We start from the raw sequence: 18,673 nt of genomic DNA, 5'->3' as shown, positions 1-18,673 counted from the left end.
ATGAGTGATTTGGAGACGCGACAGCTGCGCTACTTCGTGGCGGTGGCCGAGGAGCGGCACTTCGGCCGGGCGGCCGAGCGGCTCGGCATGGCCCAGCCGCCGCTGTCGCGGGCCATCCGGGAGCTGGAGCGGCAGCTCGGCGTGCAGCTGCTGGTCCGCACGACACGTCAGGTGGCGCTCACCCCGGCCGGCGAGTCGCTGCTGGCGGACGCGCGGGTGGCGCTGGACGCGGTGGCGGCGGCCCAGCGACGGGCGCGGCGGGCCGGCCAGCCGACCCGGTCGCTGAGGCTCGCCCTCAAGGCCGACTACGACGCGGGGCTGCTGCCGCGGATCCTCGACGCGTACGACGTCATGCCGGTGGAGCTGCAACTGGGCGGGCGCGGGGAGCAGGTGCCGGCGCTGCTCGACGGGCGGGCCGACGTGGCGCTGCTGCCGGCCCCGTTCGACGAGCGTGGGCTCGACACCGAGACGCTGCTGACCGGGCCCAGCGTGGTGGCCCTGGCCGCGGCCGACCCGCTGGCCGCGCGCGAGTCGCTGACCCTGTCCGACCTGCGCGGCAAGAAGCTGCCGGACGGTACCGACGCGTCCGAGGGCCGGATGGCGGCCGGCGTGAAGAAGTTCGACCTGTCGCAGATCTTCAACCTGGTCGAGGTGAGCGGCGTCGTCTGGTTCCTGCCCGAGTGGGTGGCCCGGCGGTTCCCCCGGCCGAACACCGCCTTCCGGCCGGTCGAGGGCCTCGACCCGGTGGCCCTGAAGGTGGTGTGGCCGGCCGGGTCGCGCTCGCTGGAGGTGGCGGCGTTCGTGCGTGTGGCCCGCGAGGTGGCGCAGACGCCGGCCCTACTCGGGAGCTAGCACGCTCGGCACCTCGTGACGCAGGGCCACCGCCGTGGGCAGCACGGTCGCGGCCAGCACGAGCACGAAGCTGACCAGGGCCACGGTCAGGGCGGGCACGGCGCCGAACGACGGGAAGACGCCGACCGCCCAGGCGCCGGCCAGCGCGGTGGCCAGCACGGAGACGCCGCCCAGGAGCAGGGCGGTGCCGACGTAGATGACGGCCTCCCAGGCGGCCGCGGTCAGCACCGTGCCGGGCGTGCCGCCGGCCGCGACGATCAGGGCGAACTCGCGCTCGCGGCGCCGGCTCGACATGAACACGGTGGCCACCGCGCCGAGGACGGCCAGCAGCAGCGGGCCGCCCAGCAGCAGCACCACCGCCCCGGTGCCGAGATCGGAGCGGCCGCCGCTGGCCGTCTCGTTGGCCGAGTAGAGGCCGCCGGCCAGGGCGATCGCCACCGTCAGAGGGCTGATGGTGGCGGTGCTGCGGCCGACGTTGAACGCGGTGCTGTTGCGGGCCAGATACCAGGAGCCCTCGAAGGGCACCAGGCCGGTCCACGCGCGCACCAGGCGAGCCAGGAAGAGCGGGCCGAAGGCGGCCAGCACCCCGGCCACCAGCGGGGCGATGAGCATGAGGGGCTCGGCGATCGTGTCGGCGCCGGTGCCCGGCAGCGAGGCCAGGATCGCCACCACGATGCCGGCCGTGGCCAGGCCGCCCACCCAGCGGGCCACGGTCATCCGGCGGTCCGGCGGCTCGGTCTCGCGCAGCGAACGGATCGGCGGCGTGCGCGAGGCCCGGCCGGCGCTACGGGAACCGCCGATGGTCAGGACCACGACGACGAAGAGCACGACCGGCACGGCCGCGGACAGATCGAACCGGGGCCGCAGTCCGGCCAGCGACGGTGAGTCCGTGAAGGCGTACCGGTAAAGCGGTTGAAGGAAGGGTGTCGCGGCCAGACAGCCGAGGACCGCGCCGAGCAGGGAGACGATCAGCAGCTGGGCCGTCACGACCGTGCGCACGAGGGCCGGCTTGATGCCGACCAGCTGCCACAGGGCGTACCCCCGCTGTTGCAGCGTGACCGTCAGTCCCGCGACCGAGCCGACCACGATCAGCGCCGTGACGATGGTGAAGGCGGCGATGGTGCCGCTGATGCCGTACAGCGCGAGGGCGTCGTTGCCGCCCACCGAGAGCGCCGTGGCGATCTCGCTGGCCACGACGGCCCCGACCGCGGCCGTGGCGGCGGCGATCAGCAGCGTGCCGAGCCAGACACGGGCGTTGGCGACGAGGTCGCCCAGGATGAGACGGACCACTTAGGACGCCTCCAGCGCCGCGAAGACCTCGGCCGCCGACGGCTGCCGCAGCTCGCGATGGATGCGCCCGTCGCGCAGCACGATGACCCGGCCGGCCCGCGCGGCGGCGGAGAGGTCGTGCGTCACCATCACCACCGAGCGGCCCTCGGCCGGCACCTTGGCGAGCAGGTCGAGCACCTGGGCGCCGGACGTGGTGTCGAGGGCCCCGGTGGGTTCGTCGGCGAAGACCACGTCCGGGCGTACGGCCAGAACCCGCGCGATCGCCACCCGTTGCTGCTGGCCGCCGGAGAGCTTGGACGGCCGATAGGCCGCCCGCTCGGACAGGCCGACGTCCTCGAGCGCGCGGTCGACGTCGGCGGCGGAGATCTTCCGTCCGGCCAGGCGGGCCGGCAACGCCACGTTCTCCCTCGCGGTGAGCGAGGGGATCAGGTTGTACGACTGGAAGACGAACCCGACGTGGTCGCGGCGCAGCGCGGCCAGCGCGCCCCGCCGCATCCCGCCGAGCTCCTGCCCGAGGATCCGCACCCGGCCCGAGGTCGCCGGTTCGAGACCGGACATGCAGTAGAGCAGCGTCGACTTGCCCGAGCCGCTCGGGCCGACCACGGCCAGGAACTCGCCCGGCTCCACGCTCAGGCTGACGCCGCGCAGCACCGGGCTGCCGTCGAACTCTTTCGTGAGGTCGCCGACCTCGACTGATGCCATCATCCCGCCAGAAGGGTGCCGAGTTCCCGGCGTCCGCTGACGCCGAGCTTGGGGTACGCGTTGTACAAGTGAGTGCCGACGGTACGTGGCGACACACGCAATTGGGCCGCTATCTCACTGTTACGCAGGCCACGGGCGGCCAGCTGGACGATCTGCCGCTGCTGAGGGCTGAGCCGGCCCAGCGGGTCGCCGGCCGCGGGCTCGGCGTCGGCGCCCTCACCGGCGGCCGCCAGCTCGGTCCGCGCCATGGCGGCGTGCGGGCCGGAACCCATGGCCTCCAGGGCCCGCAGCGCGACCGTGAGCTGGGCCCGCGCCTCCGAGGGCCGGCGCTTGCGGCGCAGCCACGCCCCGAAGTGCAGGCGGGCGAGGGCCCGCTCGAACACCCAGGCCTCCCCCTCCGGGTCGTCGACGGCCCGGCGGAAGTGCTCCTCGGTCCGCGCGTCGTCGGTGAGCGCGGCCCGGGTGTGCTCGGCCAGCAGGCGCATCCGGGCCCGGCCGGGCAGCGGATAGCCGGCCAGCAAGGCGAGCCCTTCCTCCTGGCGGCCCGCGTGCGGCGCCATGACGGCCAGGCCGAGCAGGGCGTAGGCGCCGCCGTCGGGATGGAAACGCCCGGCATCGAAAAGCACCTGGAAATGCCGGTGGGCGAGAGCGAAATCACCTTCGGCCATGGCGGCGTTGCCGGCCGCCACCTCCAGGTAGTACCGAAGGCGCCGGTTCTGGTGCAGATCGATGCCGTTCCAGGCCGACTCGGCCAGTTCCCGCGACTTCACGGCGTCGCCACGAAGGGCGGCCATGACCGACTCCTGGAGCGAGATCTCCCACTCCAGAAGCGGAAGGTCGGCGGTGGCGCACAGAAGCCGCCCTTCGGCGAGCACCTCGGACACCTCACGCCAGCGCCCTTGGTCGCCCAGATTGGTGGCGTAGGGAAGCCGGGCCTCGACGTCGAGAGCGCCGGCCCGCAGGCGCGCCGCGGTGGCGAGGTCACCGGCGGCGTCGGCCAGATAGGCCAAAAGGGTGGCCTCGGTGGGATCTTCGGGAGCGCTTACGGCAAAAGGCTTCCCACAGATGTACGGATCCGCGGCCGCCTCGACCGCAAGGCGCAGCAGCACTGGCGCCGGCTCATCGTGTCCGCCGGCCAGACCGGCCAGGCTCTTCACTACCGCCCGGTGCTCGGGAAGCCCCGACAGGCGGCTGATGTGCGCGGCCGAGACAGCCATCCGCATCGCGGCGGCTGATGTGCGCGGCGGATGCCGGCGGCAGCTGTCGGCGATCACGTCCATGGCGGCGCGCTGCCGTCCCCGCCGCGACAGCGCCAGCGCCACTGCCCGCGCGGTTTCCGGCGCCAGCGCCGCGTCCTCGTCGATGGCGGCCTTGGCCGCGTGCAGGTCGAGCACCCAGCTGGTCTGACCCATCGCGCTCGCCGCCGCGATCGCCCCGGCATAGCGCCGGACCGCGTCGGCCGGAGCGGGCGACAACTCGGCCGCCCGCTGCCACGCACCCGGGGCGTCTGCTTCCACAGCGGCCGCGCTCTTCTCCAGCGCGGCGGCGATCTCCTCGTCGGGGCCGGTGGCCTCGGCGGCGCGATGCAGGGCGTAGGTGAGGGAGCCGGGTGGGAGGACCGAGGTGAAGCGGCGGTGCAGTTCGGTGCGTTCGGCGGCTGGGCAGGAGCAGTAGGCGGCGATGCCGGCCAGTGGGTCGGCCAGGCGCAGGGTGGAGCCGTACCGTTCCAGGAGCCCGACATCCAAGGCCTGGCGAACGTCCGCATCGGACACTTGGGCGGCGGCCAGCACCTGGGGCAGGCTCTCATCGGCCACCCGGGCGCTGACCTGGCGGACCAATCTCAGCGCGCCCGCTGACAGCTGGGCCAGGTCGGCCGCGTAGCGCTCGCGGATGGGCAGGACCCTCTCCAGCGGTGGGCGCAGCACCTCCGCGCTGGAGGCGCCGGCGAAGGCCGCGGCCAGGTCGAGGATCGCCCGCGGGTTGCCCCGGGCCCAGCGCAGGATCTCCAGACGGCCCCGGCCACGCGGCACGTCCGGGCGGCTGCCCAGCAGTTCGGCGGCGGCGGCCGGGGGCAGCGGCTCCAGGGGCAGCACGGACACCCCGGCCGAGCGGATGCCGGCGGCGTGCCGTGCCCGTACACCCAGGACGAACACCACCGGGCGCCTCGCCACGCTGTCGACCAGGTCGCGCAGCACGCCGGCCGAGACCTGGTCGAGCAGGTGCAGGTCGTCCACGACGACGAGCACCGGCTGCTGCCGGGCGGCCGTGGTGAGCAGGGCGTGGGCGCCGGCCCGGAGCACCGCGGCGCCGGTCGATCGCAGGGTGACGGCGGCCCGGGCGGCCGCTTGCTCCTGATCGGACAGTGTGGTCACCAACGTGCGCAACGGCTGCATGAGCTGGTGCAGTCCGAGCCCGTCGAGATCCTGCTCGTCGCGGTGCCCGGTGGCCCGCAACACCCGGAAGCCCCGCCGGGCGGCCCGGAGCGCGACCTCGGCCAGCAGGCTGGTCGTGCCCCGGCCGCGGCTCGCGGTGACCGCGATCGCCGCGCCGTCGCGGCGCTCGGGGTCGAGCAGCGCCTCCAGCGCTTGTAACTCCTTGTCTCTGCCGGCCAGCTCCGTCACGTCGCCCCCTCAGCGCGCCGGGATCACGTCGCGAAGCTGGTCGCGGCGCGCGATCCCGAGCTTCGGGTAGATCTGATAAAGGTGGAACCCGATCGTGCGCGGCGACAAGCCGAACTGCTCGGCGATGGCCCGGTTGGACAGTCCGCGAACGGCCAGACGGGCAATCTGCTGTTGCTGGGCGGTGAGCCGGTCGAAGGCGTACCCCTCGCCGGTCTGTGCCCGCACCACGCCGGTGGCCCGCAGCCGGGCCCGCACGGCCTCGGCGTCGTGGACGGCGCCCTGCCGCAGGAAGGTGTCGAGGGCCGAGACGAACAGCGGCCGGGCCTCGACCGGACGGCGGCGCGTCCGCAGCGCCTCGGCCACCAGCGACTGGGCCAGGGCGTGCTCGTACGGCCAGCGGACGCCGGCGTCGGATTCGGCCAGCAGGTCCACCGCCTGGTCGGAATCGGCGTCGAAGTCGAGAAGGGCGAAGGCGAGCGCCCACGACCAGCGGCGCCGGGCGCTGGGCGGCACGGACCGCGCCGACGCCGGCCGCAGCACCGCGAGCGCCTCGCGCTGGAGGCCGGCCTCCAGGGCGGCGCCGGCCAGTGGCAGGACCACGCGGTGCGCCATGAGGAAGTGGATCGGGGTGCCGTCCTCGGTGAAAACGGCGGAGTAGTGGCGCACGGCGGCGGCGTGGTCGCCGGTGGCGGCGGCCAGCTCGCCGGCGGCCCGGTGGATGAGACAGGCCACGAACGGGCTCTCGGCTCCGGACGGGTCGCCGGCCTGGTCGAGCAGGCCCCGGGCCTCGGCGAGCCGTCCGCGGCGCACGGCGAGGACGGCCAGCTGGGTGACGACGGCCCGGCGCATCGGACTGGCCGAGTTGGCGCCGACCAGGTCGGCCGCGTCGGCCAGCACGCGGCCGGCCTCGTCGAGGCGGCCGAGGTCGAGCAGGGCCTCGGCCAGGGCGACGGTGGCGACGGCGAGCACGCCGATGGAGCCGTCGGCGTGCACCAGGTCGACCGCGCGGCGGTAGAGGTCGGCCGCGACGTCGACCTCGTCGGCCATCCAGGCGACACCGCCGATGGCGAGGAGCCGCACCCGCTCGGCCGGTCCGTCCAGCGGGTGGAGCAGGGCCGACTCGCTCAGCGGCCCGGTGCGGGCGACCCAGTCGGCCGGGTCGGCGACGCATTCGGCGAGCGCCCGCAGCGGTGACATCGGCCCACCGGCCGGAAGCCGCGTCATGAGCCGGCGCAGCGTCGTCACGCTCTCGGCCGCGCCGTCGGTGAGCACGGAACGCGCCGCGATCGCCAGCACCCCGACGGCCAGAGCCGGATCGATCGGGGCCGCGGCGGCTGGGGTGCCGGTCAGCAGACGTTCGGCGGCGGCGAGGGTTTCGGTGGCGGGGCGGTACATGCGGACGTTGCCCGTGACGGCCAGCGCCGACGCCAGCAGGCGCGGGTCGCCGGTGAGCTCGACCACCCGGTCGCACAGGCGGTGGCTCCAGTCGATGTCGCCGCAGCGGTCGGCCTCGGCCGCGGCCCGGCCGTAACGCCGGGCCGCGTCGTGCGGGTCGGTGCTGTTCTCGGCCGCCCTCTCGAGCAGGGCCGCCACCTCCAGGCCCCGGCCCTGCGCGGCCGCCACGTCGGCCGCGCGTTCCAGGGCCACGGCCATGAAGTCGCCGGTCGTGCCGCCCACGTGGGCCACGTGCCAGTCCCGGGCGGCCGACTCGGCCGAGACCGCCGCCAAGCGGGCGTGCGCCTCCTGCCGGTCGCCGAACGACGCGGTGAAATAGCAGACCGCGCGGATCATCGGGCGGGCGAAGCTGAGCCGCCCGCCCAGCACGGCGATCAGCCTCGCCTGCTCGGCCGGGCCGCAGTCGGCCAGCGTCGCGCCGGCCGCGGCGAGCACGGCGCCCAGGTCGTCGTGTTCGGACGCGGCGGCGTACAGCAGGATCCGTCTGGTAGCCGGCGGCAGATCGCCCAGCTCGGGCACGAAGGTCCGGGCGAGCAGCCCGGTGACGCTGATCCGGTAATCGCGCCGCAGCGCCGCCAGCGGGCCGTCGGCGACCGCGCGGGCCAGCTCGGTCAGGGCGAACGGGTTACCCGCGGCGTAGTGCAGGATCTCGGCCCGCACGGCGCCTCGCGGCGGCACCGGGCGGCTGTCGAGCACACCGGCCGCCGCGTTCGGGCGCAGCGGGCCCACCGGCAGCAGCGTCACCTCGGCGCTGATCCGGCCGAAGGCGAGCAGGCGCCGTGCGGCGAAGACCACCAGCAGCCGTTCGCGGCGCAGCCGGCGGGCCACGAACATCAGCAGGCCGACCATGTCGGCGTCCACCTCGTCGGCGGTGATCATCACGGGACCGAGGCGGCACAGTTGCAGGACCGACGAGAGCACGGTCAGCCGCCGGACCAGCGGGTCGGCGCCGGGGCCGGGCCTCAGCCCGTCCGCCTCGACCACCCGGAAGCCGAGGGTGACGGCCTCGGCCGCGCACGACCGCAGCAACGCGGTCTTGCCGATGCCGGCCTCGCCGTGCAGGACGATCACCTGCCGGCCGCTACCGGCGTCGCGCAGCGCGCGGCTCAGGCGTTCCCGTTCCGCGGCGCGGCCGGGCAACTCAGCGATCACGCTCATCGTGCCTCCTCTCCGCTTCGGATCTAAGCTTCGAGCGGGGGCGGCGACCATGCAGAACGCAGGCAGAACTCTTCTGCCGGGCCGCTCGGCCCCGGGGCGAAGCAGCGGAAATCGGGCAGGGTGTGGGGAGGGTCATGTCGGGGGTTCCGCTGAGCGGGCTGGTGCGCGGCTTCCGGCTGGTGGCGGGGCTCACGCTGGAGGCGCTGGCCGAGCGGTCCGGTGTCAGCGTGCGGGCCATCAGCGACATCGAGCGAGGCAAGAGCCTCGAGCCTCAGTCGCGGACCGTACGGGCCCTGGCCGACGCCCTGGAGGTGAGCGACTCCGATCGGACGGCGCTGTACGAGGCGGCCCGCCCCTCGGCGGTGGAGGCGCCCCCGCTGTGCCTGCTGCCGGCCGACCTGCCGGACTTCACGGGACGGGCGGCCGAGCTGGCCGAGCTGGACAAGCTGATGCGGCCCGGCCCACCGGTCGTGATCTGCGGGCCGAGCGGCATGGGCAAGACGGCGCTGGCCGTGCACGCCGGGCACGGCGCCTGCGACCGGTTCCCCGGCGGGCGGCTCTTCGTCGACCTGACCGGGCTCGACACCTCCCTCGTGCTGGCCCGGCTGCTGCGCGCCTGCGGCGTCGAGGCGGCCGCCATCCCGTCCGCGCCGGAGGACCGGGCCGACCTGCTGCGCCAGACGCTGGCCGGGAGCCCGCGCCTGCTGGTGCTTGACAACGCCGGGGACGAGGCGCGGATCCGGCCGCTGCTGCCCGGCGACGGCGCCACCACGGTGGTGGTCACCTCCTGGTGGCCGCTGGGCGGGCTGACCGGCGCGACCCGGGTGCGGCTACGCCCGCTGGGCGACGACGACGCCGTGGCGATGCTGCGCGCCGTGACACACGCCCCACCAGGGCCGGAGGCGGCGCTGCGGGAGGTGGCCCGGCTCTGCGGCAACTATCCGCTGGCTCTGAGGATCGCCGGGAGCCGCCTGACGAGCCGGCCCGGCTGGACGGCGGCCACCCTGGCCGAGCGGCTGGCCGACCCCGCTCGGCGTCTCGACCGGCTGGTCGCGGGCGACCTGCGGGTGCGCGACGCGTTCGACGCCACCTGCGCCCGGCTCTCCCCGGCCAGCCACGCGGCGCTGGAGGCGATGGCCCGCGACGAGCCGGTCACCGCCGTGGACGCGCTGGACGAGCTGGCCGAGGCCGGCCTGGTCATCGGCGGCCACCTGCACGAGCTGCTGCGCCTCTACCTGCTCACGCCACCGTCACCTCGGTCAGTTTGATCGACACCACCACCGGGTCCGGAACCTTCGCGTCGTTCCCGTCACGGCTGTAGATGGTGCGCTCGGTCGAGCAGCTCCTCCACGACCTCGCCGTCGCCGGTCTCGACGGCGATCCGCTCCGGGGTGAAGTTCGTGTAGTGGCCGTCGGCGAAGAACGGCTCCTGCCGGGTGTGCTCGCGGTGCAGGTCGACGGTGACCTGGACGTCGTCGAGCGCGCCGGGGTGGCCCTTCATGGCCCACAGCGCCCCGCCGAAGAACTGCCGGGCGCTGATCTCCCGCGCCTCTTCCCAGAGCTTGCGGCCGCCGTAGGTGTCGAAAATCTCGTCGAGCACGACTCTCCCTGATGATCTTGAACGGATAATGCGGAGGTGGATCTAGGTGCGGTTCTGCGCGAACAGCGGCACGCGGCCGGGCTGAGCCTGGAGGAGCTGGCGGCGGCCTCCGGCGTCAGCGTCCGCGGCATCGGCGATCTGGAACGAGGGCACAGCCGCCGGCCCCAGCGCCGCACGCTCGCCCTGCTGGCCGGGGCGCTGGGGGTGCCCGTCGAGACGTTCCGGCCCGAACGTGAGCCCTTCCTCACCGACTTCGTGGGCCGCGTCGCCGAGCTCACCCTGCTGGGCGAGCTCGCCGGGCGCGCCGACGGCCCGGTCGCGGTGATCGCCGGCGCCGGCGGCGTCGGCAAGACCTCGCTGGCCATGCGGGCCGCGCAGACGCTGGCCGGCGGCTATCCCGACGGCACGCACGTGGTGAACCTGCGCGGCCTGGACGACACCCCGCTCGACGGCGGCCAGGCCGTGCGGCAGCTGCTGCGGGCCTTCGGCTTCGGGCCGCGCGAGATCCCCGACGACCTGGCGCAGCGGACGGCGCTCTACCGGTCGGTGATCGGCGGGAAGCGGGCGCTGATCGTGCTCGACAACGCGTTCGACGAGCGCCAGGTGCGGCCGCTGCTGCACGGTGACGCCACCTCGCTGACCCTCGTCACGAGCCGGTCGGTGTTGGCCGGCCTGGAGCGGGCCCACCGCGTACACCTGGACGCCCTGTCTCCGGAAGAGGCCCTGGAACTGCTCGAATCGATCACCGGGGTGGCCGACGCCCGCGTCGCCGAGCTCTGCGGACGGCTGCCGCTGGCGCTGCGCATCGTCGGCAACCGGCTGGTCAGCGAGCCGGACTGGGACGTCGACGAGCTCGCGGCCCGGCTGGCCGATCTGAGCACCGGGCTCGAGGAACTGGTCGACCTCGGGCTGCTCCAATCGGTGGCCGGAGCCCGCTACGGATTTCACGATCTGATGCGGGCGTACGCCCGTCAGCGGCTCACGGCCGAGGCGGCGGAAACCGCCGAGATGGTCACCTGGCTGCTCGACACCGCGACCTCGGCCGGCAATTGGTTCGAGCCCGGCGTCACCGGCGGCTTCTTCGCCGGCGCCCCGGCCGCCCAGGCGTGGCTGATGGCCGAGGGCGACAACTGGCTGGGCGCGCTGCGACTGGCCGCCGCGGCCGGGCGGCACGAGAGCGTCGTCCGTACGGCCTCGGCCATGCACTGGTTCTGCGAACGCTGGACGTACTGGGGCCACTGGGACGAGGTCTTCGAGCTCGGCCGGGACAGCGCGGTGGCGCTCGGCGACCGCGCCCGAGAGGCCGAGATGCTCAACTACCTGTCGTGGTTCGCCGCGATGGTCCGCCGCCGCAAGGACCTGGCGTTCGGCAACGCCCGGGCCGCGCTCGCCGTCGCCGAGGAGGCCGGCGACCTCACCCAGCAGGGCTGGGCGCTGCGGTTCCTGTCCGACTACACGCGCATGGAGGGCGACCTGGCCGAGTCGTCGGCCAACGCCGAGCGCGCGTGGCGGCTCTTCGAACAGGCCGGCGACGCCGAGGGCGCCAGCACGGCGGTGGGCGCGCTCGGCAACGTGCTGCGCCTGCTCGGCCGCCCGGCCGAGGCGCTGACCCGGCACGAGCGGATGCTCGAGATGTGCGACACCCCGGGCCTGCTCGATCCGGCGGTCGCCGACGTGCTGCGGCCGGACGCCCTGCTGGCGATCGGCCGCGACCACCTCGACCTGGGTCACTGGGACGAGGCGACGGCGGTGCTGGGCCGGGCCCTTGCCCTGGCCCGTGAGCTCGGGGTGCGGCACACCGAGGCCTTCAGCCTGGAGACCCTGGCCTCGGCCGAGGCGGGCGCCGGGCGCCCGGCGGAGGCGGCGGCCCACCTGCGCGCCTCGCTGAAGATCATGCTGGCCGCCGGCAAGCAGGAGCGGGCCGCCGACCTCCGCCGCCGGCTCGCCGACCTCGGCCATTAGCGGATCAGCCGGACGGGCTGGGCGCCGACCGGGACCCGCACGATCTGGTACGGCGGGATCCGGTCGTCCACACCGCCGTTGAACAGCGGCGACCGCGGCAGCTGGTTGACGCTGACGTAGAGATGGCCGTCGGCGGCCAGCGCCAGCGTGTCCGGCCAGAGCGCGCCCGGCGCGTGCAGCACGGTCGACCAGGTGCCGTCCGCGCCGCGCTTGAGAACGGCGCTGTGTTCGTACGCGGTCGCGTACAAAGCTCCTGCGGTGTCCGACTCGAGCCCGTCGGAGGCGCCCTTGTCGCCGTGATCGGTGACGTGCCGGGCCACCTCGTCGTCGCTCAGCGACCGGTCGGTCAGCACCGACGTGGGAACGCTGTAGAGCCGCCGGCTCGACAGCGGGCAGAACCAGAGCCGCTCCCCCGTGGCGTCGAGGGCGATGCCGTCGGCGCCGACGACGTAGTTGTCCCGCACGACGCCCTGCACGACCGCGCGGAAACCGTCGACCGCGCGGGTGGCGGCGTACCCGCGCAGCCGCGACCAGCTCTCCCCGCTTTCCAGATCGACGACGATGAGGGCGCCCTCGGGCTGCGAGTCGGTGATGTAGGCGTACCCCTTCGCCAGGTCGAACCGCACATCGTTCAGATAGGTCGTCGGGGTAATCGCCCCGGCCGACGGCCGGATGACCCGCACCAGGTCGCCGGTCGCCGGGTCGATCTCGACCAGCTTGGGCCCGTTCTCCACCCAGGGCGCGAAGGCGAGGCTGCCGGTGTCGAGCAGCCACAGGTGACCGCGCGGATCGACGACGACGCTCTGCACGGAGATCAGGTGCTCGTCGTTGAACTCCCGGCTCGGATACGGGACCGGCTTGCCGTCGACGATCTCGGCCACCGTGAACGGCACCTCGTCGCCCCAGCGCGGCACCGAGACGAAGACCCGCCCGTCGTCGGTGACTGTCACACCGGTCGGCATCAGATCGTGCAGTTCCGCCACAACCTCGAAATCGGGCGCCACCCAGGCGCCCAGCGACCGAAGGGAACCACCATGCACGCGGTAGCCGTCACCTCCGCCCACCACCTCAGCGACGTCCAGGCCCCCACGCCCGTCCCCGGCCCGCACGACCTGCTGGTCCGGGTGCACGCGGTCTCCGTCAACCCGGTCGACGTGCAGAGCGCCGCCCGGGGCCACGGCATCCTCGGCTACGACGCGGCCGGCGTGGTGGAACAGGTGGGCCCGGACGTCACCCGGTTCCGGCCGGGCGACGAGGTCTACTACGCGGGAAGCATCCGCCGCCAGGGCAGCAACGCCGAACTCCAGGTGGTGGACGAGCACATCGCCGGCCACAAGCCGTCCACGTTGGACTTCGCCGAGGCGGCCGCCCTGCCGCTGACCACGATCACGGCCTGGGAGGCGCTGTTCGAGCACCTCCGCCTGACCGCCGCGAGCACCGGAACGATCGTGGCCCTGGCCGCCGCCGGCGGCGTCGGTTCGATGATCACCCAGCTGGCCCGGCACCTCACCGGCCTGACGGTGATCGGCACGGCGTCCCGGCCGGAGTCGCGCGAGTGGGCGCTGGAGATGGGTGCCCACCACGTGATCGACCACCACGCGGGCCTGGCCGACGAAGTCCTGAAGGTGGCACCTTCGGGCGTGGAGTACGTCTTCTCCCCGCACTCGAAGGGAAACGTCGGCGAGTTCGCCCGGCTGCTCAAGCCGTTCGGTCACGTCGTGGCCATCGACGCGGTCGACAGCATCCAGGACCTGAAGGCGAGGAGCATCACGTGGCACTGGGAGCTGATGTTCACCAAGCCCATGTACGCCCCGGCCGACGACAGTCAGGGCCGCCTGCTCGACGAGGTGGCCCGCCTGGTCGACGCGGGAACGCTCCGCACCACGATGACGACCCGCCTGTCCCCGCTGAACGCGGCCACACTGACCGAGGCGCACCGCCTGGTCGGCACCGGCAAGGGCTCGAACGTCGGCAAGGTCGTGGTCGCGGCCGGACGTGATCCCCGGCACCCGCGCGCGTAAATGACGATGCGCGCCGGCGAGGTTCCGTCCGACGATGTCCCGCATGGCGGAGCGAGTGATGTTCGTACAGTTGAAAACCGGTCACGACACCGACCTGGGGCCCGCGTGGATCAGCCGGGTGCGCTTCAACCGGAGCTGGAAGACGGCATATTGGCGCGGCAAGACGCTCCGTCGCTGGCCGGGAATGTTCGACGCCAACTTCTACGACGTCGACACCGACGAGGAATATTGGCTCTCGGGCCCACACCGTGACAGGGCCGACACCCGCTACAGCACCATCCGCCCCGAGATCGACGACGACGCCCGCGAGGCATACGAGGCGTTCCTCCGCGGAGCACCGCTGCCCGGCCGGGAACGCGGGTAGGTTCTGTCTCTCAGATCAAGGGCCGTCGGGTACGGCGCGGAGTCAGCCCACGCCAAACGATTGCGCCGGTTAAAGCCGCGTTCGACCCGGTTACGCCGTTTTGTAGGCGGCCGGGTCGAACGCCGACGGTTCTTCGCCGTCCTGGTGATCTTCTATAGCCGCTGACCTTCGGTCATCGACAGCGCCCTGACGAACACTTTCGGGCGTCTGGCCACAGCCATAGGTCGGTGGAGGGGGCTCTGCGGCCCCCTCCACCGGTCAGGCCGAGAAGTACGGGGTGATGACGGCGCGGGCCAGGGTGTGGCCGGTCAGGGTGAAGCCCAGGAAGGCGGGCGTCGACTCCTTGTCGATGCCGATGGACTCGACGTCGACGGCGTGGACGGCGATGTAGTAGTCGTGGCGGCCGCTTCCCGCGGGCGGGGCCGCGCCGATGTAGCGGCGCAGGCGCGCGTCGTTGGCCAGCTGCCAGGCGCCCTCGGGGAGCTCTGTGCTGTTCTCGACGCCGGCGCCGGTCGGCAGCGACGTCACCGTGGCCGGGATGTCGGCGATCGCCCAGTGCCAGAAACCCGAACCCGTGGGGGCCGTGGGGTCGTACACGGTCACCACGAAGCTCTTCGTCCCGGCCGGGAAGCCGGACCAGGAGAGCTGCGGCGAGACGTCCTCGCCGCCGGCGCCGAAGACGCCGCTCGCCTGTGGGAGCTTCATCTCGGCGCCGTCGGTGACGTCGGTGCTGGTGAGGGTGAAGGACGGTACCTTCGCGATCAGGTCGTACGGGGTGGTCACGGGTCGCTCCTAGGTCGTTGGGACCCTTCGAACGTAGGGAGCGCGCGGCCACCACCTATACGTCGCTCGACCGGGTGCTTGCAGGGCCACGAGCAGGCCGATCGAGATCCAGACGTACGTGTTGCTGCCGATCGCGGCCAGGAGGCCGTCGGCGCCGGCCCACCAGAGCCAGACGACGCTGCTGCTGAGCACCACGTAGACGGCGGCCAGCACGACCAGGCCGCGGCGGGAGGCGCGGCCGGCCAGCAGGAACAGGGCCGGCAGCAGCCACACCAGGTGGTGCACCCACGTCACCGGGCTGATCAGGCAGGCCACGATGCCGGTCATCGCGAAGCCGGCCGCGTCGTCGCGCGGAGTGCCCACGGAACGGATGCCCCGCCACCAGATGACCAGGATCACGGCCACGGCCAGGAGCCACCAGACCGACGAGATGTCCAGGCGGGCCACGACACCGCGCAGGGACTGATTCGAGACGTACGCCAGATTGCCCACCCGGTCGGTGTCCCACAACGCTCCGGTCCAGAAGCGGCGTGAGGTGCCGGGGGCGATCAGAAAGGCCAGGACCGTCGCGCCGGCGGCGGTGCCGGAGGCCACGGCGGCGGCCCGATATTGGCGGGTCAGGATCAGGTAGCCGATGAAGACGGCCGGGGTCAGCTTGATGGCCGCGGCCAGGCCGATGCCGACGCCGCGCCACTGGGTGCGGCGCAGGTCGGAGCAGACCAGCACGAGCAGGGCCAGGTTGACCTGACCGAAGCTGAACGTGTCGCGGGCCGGCTCGAAGACGAGGACGGCCAGGAAGACCAGCGCCGCCGGTGTCCACAGAGGCCAGTTGTGGCGCCGCAGGATCGGCACCAGATACCAGCGCAGGAGCAGGACCACGCACGCCGCGTTCAGGGCGACGCTGAAGGCGATCGCCACCGGCCAGCTGGTCAGGGCGAGCGGGCTGAAGACGAGGGCGGCGAACGGCGGATAGGTGAAGCCGTACTCGGTGCCCTGGTAGAGATAGTCGTAGAGCTCGCCGCCGCCGACCAGCCAGTAGCGGACGGCGCCGCGGTAGACGCCGAGGTCGAAGAATTCGCGGAACGTGGGCACGGTGACCAGGAAGACGCCGACCGCGATGGTGGCGACGGCGACCAGGGCGAAGGCGCGGGGGCGGGTCATCGGGCGGCCACTTCCTGAGTGAGGGTGGGTGCTGCGACCAGGCGTACGAGCAAGAAGCCGGACACACCCAGCAGCGCGCCCGAGGTGGCGAGAAGGAACTTCTCGGCGTCGACGGCGAAGCCGTCCGGAAGGACGGCCAGGGCCAGGACCGCGCAGGCGGCGGCGAGGGTGTGCCGCACCCAGCGATGGCCGGCCGCGGCCGCCAGCGGGACCAGGCCCCAGATCAGGTACCAGGGGCGCAGCGCCGGGCCGAAGACCACGACCGCGACCAGCACGATGCCGAGGCCGTAGAGGACGCCCAGCTCCCTGATCTGCGACCAGACCAGGCCCACGACGACGAGGGTGGCCAGCACGCCGGCCCAGCGCCACAGGTTCAGCACGAAGACCTCGCCCACGCCGTCGTCCTCGAGCAGGCCCGCGGTCCAGCGGCCGAGCACGTTGACGAGCGACAGGTTGTGCGGGGAGATCGGGGTGTCCAGGGTGCCGAGCCAGCCGTATCCGGTGCCGGCGACGGCGGTGAGGGCGGCGGTCGCGGCGGCGGCCACGGCGGCCACCGCGCTCCCGGCCCGGACGAGCGCCCAGCGGCCCCGCAGCTGGGCGGCCCAGATCATCGCGACCGCGGCCAGGCCGAGGATCGCGGGCACCTTGACCAGCGCGGCCGCCATGACCAGGACCGCGCCGAGCACGGGGTGCCGCCGGACGGCGGCGGCCAATCCCGCGGTCAGCAGGCCGACCATGAGGGCGTCGTTGTGGGCGCCGCCCACGAAGTGGATGAGCACGAGCGGGTTGAGCACGGCCAGCCACAGGGCGGCCGTCGGCCGGATCCCGGTGCTGCGGGCCAGGATCGGCAGGACGTACGCCAGCAGCGCCAGCCCCGCCACCGCGACCAGCCGCATCGCGACCACCCCGCCCAGCAGGTGCTCGCCCCCGAACAGCCGGGCGATGCCCATGAAGACCGGGCCGTACGGGCTCGGGGTGTGCTGCCAGATCTCGGGAACCTGGGCCGCGATGAAGCCGCCGAGGCTGGCCGGCCCCTGGCGGTAGACGTCGAGCCCCTCGCCGGTCATCAGGCCCTGGGCCAGATAGCTGTAGACGTCACGGCTGAACAGGGGCGGTGCGAGCAGCAGCGGCGCCGACCACAGGGCCAGCGTCCGCCCCATCGCGCCGACGTCGTCGGGGAGCACCCGGCCGTACCACCACCAGGCGAGCAGCAACAGGGCGAGCCCGCTGTAGACGAGCACGAGCCCGAGGCGCACATGGGTCAGCCCGGCGAAGAAGCTCACCCCGACCGGCAGCGCCCCGGCGCCCAGGCCGCCCACGGCGACGAGCACGGCCCCGACAAAGCCAACGGCGCGCGACCAGCCGTGATCCCCGAACACCGCAGCACCCTCTCAGTGAAGGGTGTCGAAGTGGGTACGGCCGATGAACGGCCTACTTAACCGTGAGCGAGCGGCCGAGGCTGTTCGACCCCCGCGCGTTCCAGACGTTGGGGTTGGCGAGCTGAATCGCGTACGCCGGCTTCCCGGCCAGGCTCGCGGCGGGATCGGGCAGGCTCAGCGAGTACGCGCCCTTGACCGCCGTGAAGGAGGCCTTGAGGGTCACCTGCTTGCCGGGCGCCCACGTGCGGAGGTCGGCCGGCACGGTGACGACCTTCGACCCGACCAGGAGGCGGACCGGGCGGTTGCGGGCGGGCGCCGCGTAGCCGTCGTTGACCAGGGTGATCGTGGCGGTGACCTTGGCGCCGGCCTTCGCGGTGACCGGCAGGACGGCCTTGACCAGGCGGACGCGGTAGCCGAGCCGGCGGCCGGCCTCGGCCCGCCCGGCCGCGCCCCAGGAATCGAGGACGTCGGTGTTGAAGGACGGGTTGAGGTACGTCCAGTGGTACTTCGCCATCTCGGCGCGGGCGTTGGACCAGGTCGACCGGGCCGAGACGGCGCAGGTCTCGCCGCCGACCAGGACCGGGGAGGAGGCCAGCCAGGCCGCGTCGTCGCCGGTGAAGGTGCCGTAGTCGTCGGTGCCGGCCAGGAAGCAGTCGTTGTGCACGCCGACCCGGGCCACCGTGGGAGCGAGGCGCCGTTTGATGGCCGGGGTGCGCACCTGCACGACGGTCGACGGCGAGGTGGCCGCGAGCAGGGCGGCGAGCACGTGGGCGCGGGCGGTCCAGTCGGGCGTGCCCTCGGTGCCGAAGTTCCGGCTGTAGTACCACTCGCCCCATTGCCCCACGAAGCCTGCCTGCACCGCGGTGATCACGTCGGCGTTCGCCTTCAGGATCGGGCCGAGCTGGGCGATGTGCCTCAGGACGCGGGCCTCGGGGGCGTCGGCGTCGGATTCCGAGGCGTACGCGAACCGGACCACCATGCTGACGCCGGCCGCACGGGCCGCGGCGAAGTCGGCCCTGACCAGTGCCAGGTCGGCCGCCGAGATCTGGTCGACCGCCTGGTACTTCTCCAGGTAGAAGACGCGGAAGACGAGGCTGCGGGCCTGGTTGACGCGTGCCGCCGCCAGGTCGGCCGCGACCAGGGGCGTATAGGACCCGAAGTGCGTTTCGGTGTACGTGAAGAAGCCGCGCCCGGGGTTGGCGATGGTGGCCGTCGACGAGGCGTAGGTGACCGTGGCGGCCGACGGGGTGGCGGCCACGGCGGCGCCGGGCAGGAGAACGGCGACGGCCACGGCGGCGGGGAGAAGGCGCACGACGACGACCATC

At 73.5% G+C, this 18,673-nt stretch carries 15 protein-coding genes; 5 read left to right on the top strand and 10 right to left on the bottom strand.

The features are described from left to right. On the top strand, positions 1 to 852 hold the full coding sequence (locus tag ACQP2X_RS05950; RefSeq protein WP_498694903.1) for a LysR family transcriptional regulator: 852 nt from the start codon (positions 1 to 3) through the stop codon (positions 850 to 852). Here ACQP2X_RS05950 and ACQP2X_RS05945 read toward each other — a convergent pair. From ACQP2X_RS05945 to ACQP2X_RS05930, 4 genes are read right to left on the bottom strand one after another with little or no spacing between them, the layout of a single operon-like run. Beyond that, positions 838 to 2,142 carry an ABC transporter permease family protein gene (locus tag ACQP2X_RS05945; RefSeq protein ID WP_498694902.1) on the bottom strand — a complete coding sequence of 435 codons (1,305 nt, stop codon included), beginning with the start codon at positions 2,140 to 2,142 and terminating at the stop codon, positions 838 to 840. The genes ACQP2X_RS05950 and ACQP2X_RS05945 overlap by 15 nt on opposite strands. Then, the gene (locus tag ACQP2X_RS05940; RefSeq protein WP_498694901.1) at positions 2,143 to 2,847 is read right to left on the bottom strand and encodes an ABC transporter ATP-binding protein; all 705 of its coding nucleotides are present in this window, start codon (positions 2,845 to 2,847) and stop codon (positions 2,143 to 2,145) included. Next, complete coding sequence (locus ACQP2X_RS05935) at positions 2,844 to 5,465, bottom strand: helix-turn-helix transcriptional regulator (protein ID WP_498694900.1); 2,622 nt, start codon at positions 5,463 to 5,465, stop codon at positions 2,844 to 2,846. Before ACQP2X_RS05935 ends, ACQP2X_RS05940 begins: the two co-directional genes overlap by 4 nt. Before the next feature lie 9 nt (positions 5,466 to 5,474). Further along, positions 5,475 to 8,078: a helix-turn-helix transcriptional regulator gene (locus ACQP2X_RS05930; RefSeq protein WP_498694899.1), complete on the bottom strand. Its 2,604-nt coding sequence runs from the start codon at positions 8,076 to 8,078 to the stop codon at positions 5,475 to 5,477. Between the two features lie 134 nt (positions 8,079 to 8,212). Between ACQP2X_RS05930 and ACQP2X_RS05925 the strand changes: the two genes are divergently transcribed. Then, a complete protein-coding gene (locus ACQP2X_RS05925) occupies positions 8,213 to 9,346 on the top strand; it encodes a helix-turn-helix domain-containing protein (protein WP_498694898.1) in 1,134 nt (377 codons plus the stop codon). Between the two features lie 41 nt (positions 9,347 to 9,387). Here ACQP2X_RS05925 and ACQP2X_RS05920 read toward each other — a convergent pair whose 3' ends face one another. Beyond that, positions 9,388 to 9,678, bottom strand: coding sequence for a hypothetical protein (locus ACQP2X_RS05920; RefSeq protein WP_498694897.1), 291 nt, complete (start codon positions 9,676 to 9,678; stop codon positions 9,388 to 9,390). Between the two features lie 36 nt (positions 9,679 to 9,714). Between ACQP2X_RS05920 and ACQP2X_RS05915 the strand changes: the two genes are divergently transcribed. After that, on the top strand, positions 9,715 to 11,640 hold the full coding sequence (locus ACQP2X_RS05915) for a tetratricopeptide repeat protein (protein ID WP_498694896.1): 1,926 nt from the start codon (positions 9,715 to 9,717) through the stop codon (positions 11,638 to 11,640). Here ACQP2X_RS05915 and ACQP2X_RS05910 read toward each other — a convergent pair. Beyond that, a complete protein-coding gene (locus tag ACQP2X_RS05910; protein ID WP_498694895.1) occupies positions 11,637 to 12,680 on the bottom strand; it encodes an L-dopachrome tautomerase-related protein in 1,044 nt (347 codons plus the stop codon). The two genes, ACQP2X_RS05915 and ACQP2X_RS05910, sit on opposite strands and share 4 nt — an antisense overlap. On the opposite strand from ACQP2X_RS05910, the gene ACQP2X_RS05905 reads away from it, so the two are divergent. Then, positions 12,675 to 13,661: a zinc-binding alcohol dehydrogenase family protein gene (locus tag ACQP2X_RS05905; RefSeq protein ID WP_498694893.1), complete on the top strand. Its 987-nt coding sequence runs from the start codon at positions 12,675 to 12,677 to the stop codon at positions 13,659 to 13,661. The genes ACQP2X_RS05910 and ACQP2X_RS05905 overlap by 6 nt on opposite strands. Positions 13,662 to 13,704: 43 nt before the next feature. Continuing rightward, positions 13,705 to 14,025, top strand: coding sequence for a hypothetical protein (locus ACQP2X_RS05900; protein ID WP_498694892.1), 321 nt, complete (start codon positions 13,705 to 13,707; stop codon positions 14,023 to 14,025). Between the two features lie 258 nt (positions 14,026 to 14,283). Here ACQP2X_RS05900 and ACQP2X_RS05895 read toward each other — a convergent pair whose 3' ends face one another. Genes ACQP2X_RS05895 through ACQP2X_RS05880 form a run of 4 tightly spaced genes read right to left on the bottom strand, consistent with a single transcriptional unit; the run spans position 14,284 to position 18,660 of the window. Further along, the gene (locus tag ACQP2X_RS05895; RefSeq protein ID WP_498694891.1) at positions 14,284 to 14,808 is read right to left on the bottom strand and encodes a YbhB/YbcL family Raf kinase inhibitor-like protein; all 525 of its coding nucleotides are present in this window, start codon (positions 14,806 to 14,808) and stop codon (positions 14,284 to 14,286) included. A gap of 9 nt (positions 14,809 to 14,817) precedes the next feature. Continuing rightward, positions 14,818 to 15,969, bottom strand: coding sequence for a glycosyltransferase 87 family protein (locus tag ACQP2X_RS05890; RefSeq protein WP_498694890.1), 1,152 nt, complete (start codon positions 15,967 to 15,969; stop codon positions 14,818 to 14,820). After that, a complete protein-coding gene (mptB, locus tag ACQP2X_RS05885; RefSeq protein ID WP_498694888.1) occupies positions 15,966 to 17,348 on the bottom strand; it encodes a polyprenol phosphomannose-dependent alpha 1,6 mannosyltransferase MptB in 1,383 nt (460 codons plus the stop codon). Before mptB ends, ACQP2X_RS05890 begins: the two co-directional genes overlap by 4 nt. Positions 17,349 to 17,400: 52 nt before the next feature. Next, positions 17,401 to 18,660 carry a DUF4874 domain-containing protein gene (locus tag ACQP2X_RS05880; RefSeq protein ID WP_498694887.1) on the bottom strand — a complete coding sequence of 420 codons (1,260 nt, stop codon included), beginning with the start codon at positions 18,658 to 18,660 and terminating at the stop codon, positions 17,401 to 17,403. Between the last annotated feature and the right edge of the window lie 13 nt (positions 18,661 to 18,673).

The organism is Actinoplanes sp. CA-131856 (assembly GCF_050956135.1).
In the GTDB taxonomy this organism is placed as follows: domain Bacteria; phylum Actinomycetota; class Actinomycetes; order Mycobacteriales; family Micromonosporaceae; genus Actinoplanes.
Note: the sequence above shows the minus strand (reverse complement) of the source record. Positions and strands in the feature narration are given on the sequence as shown.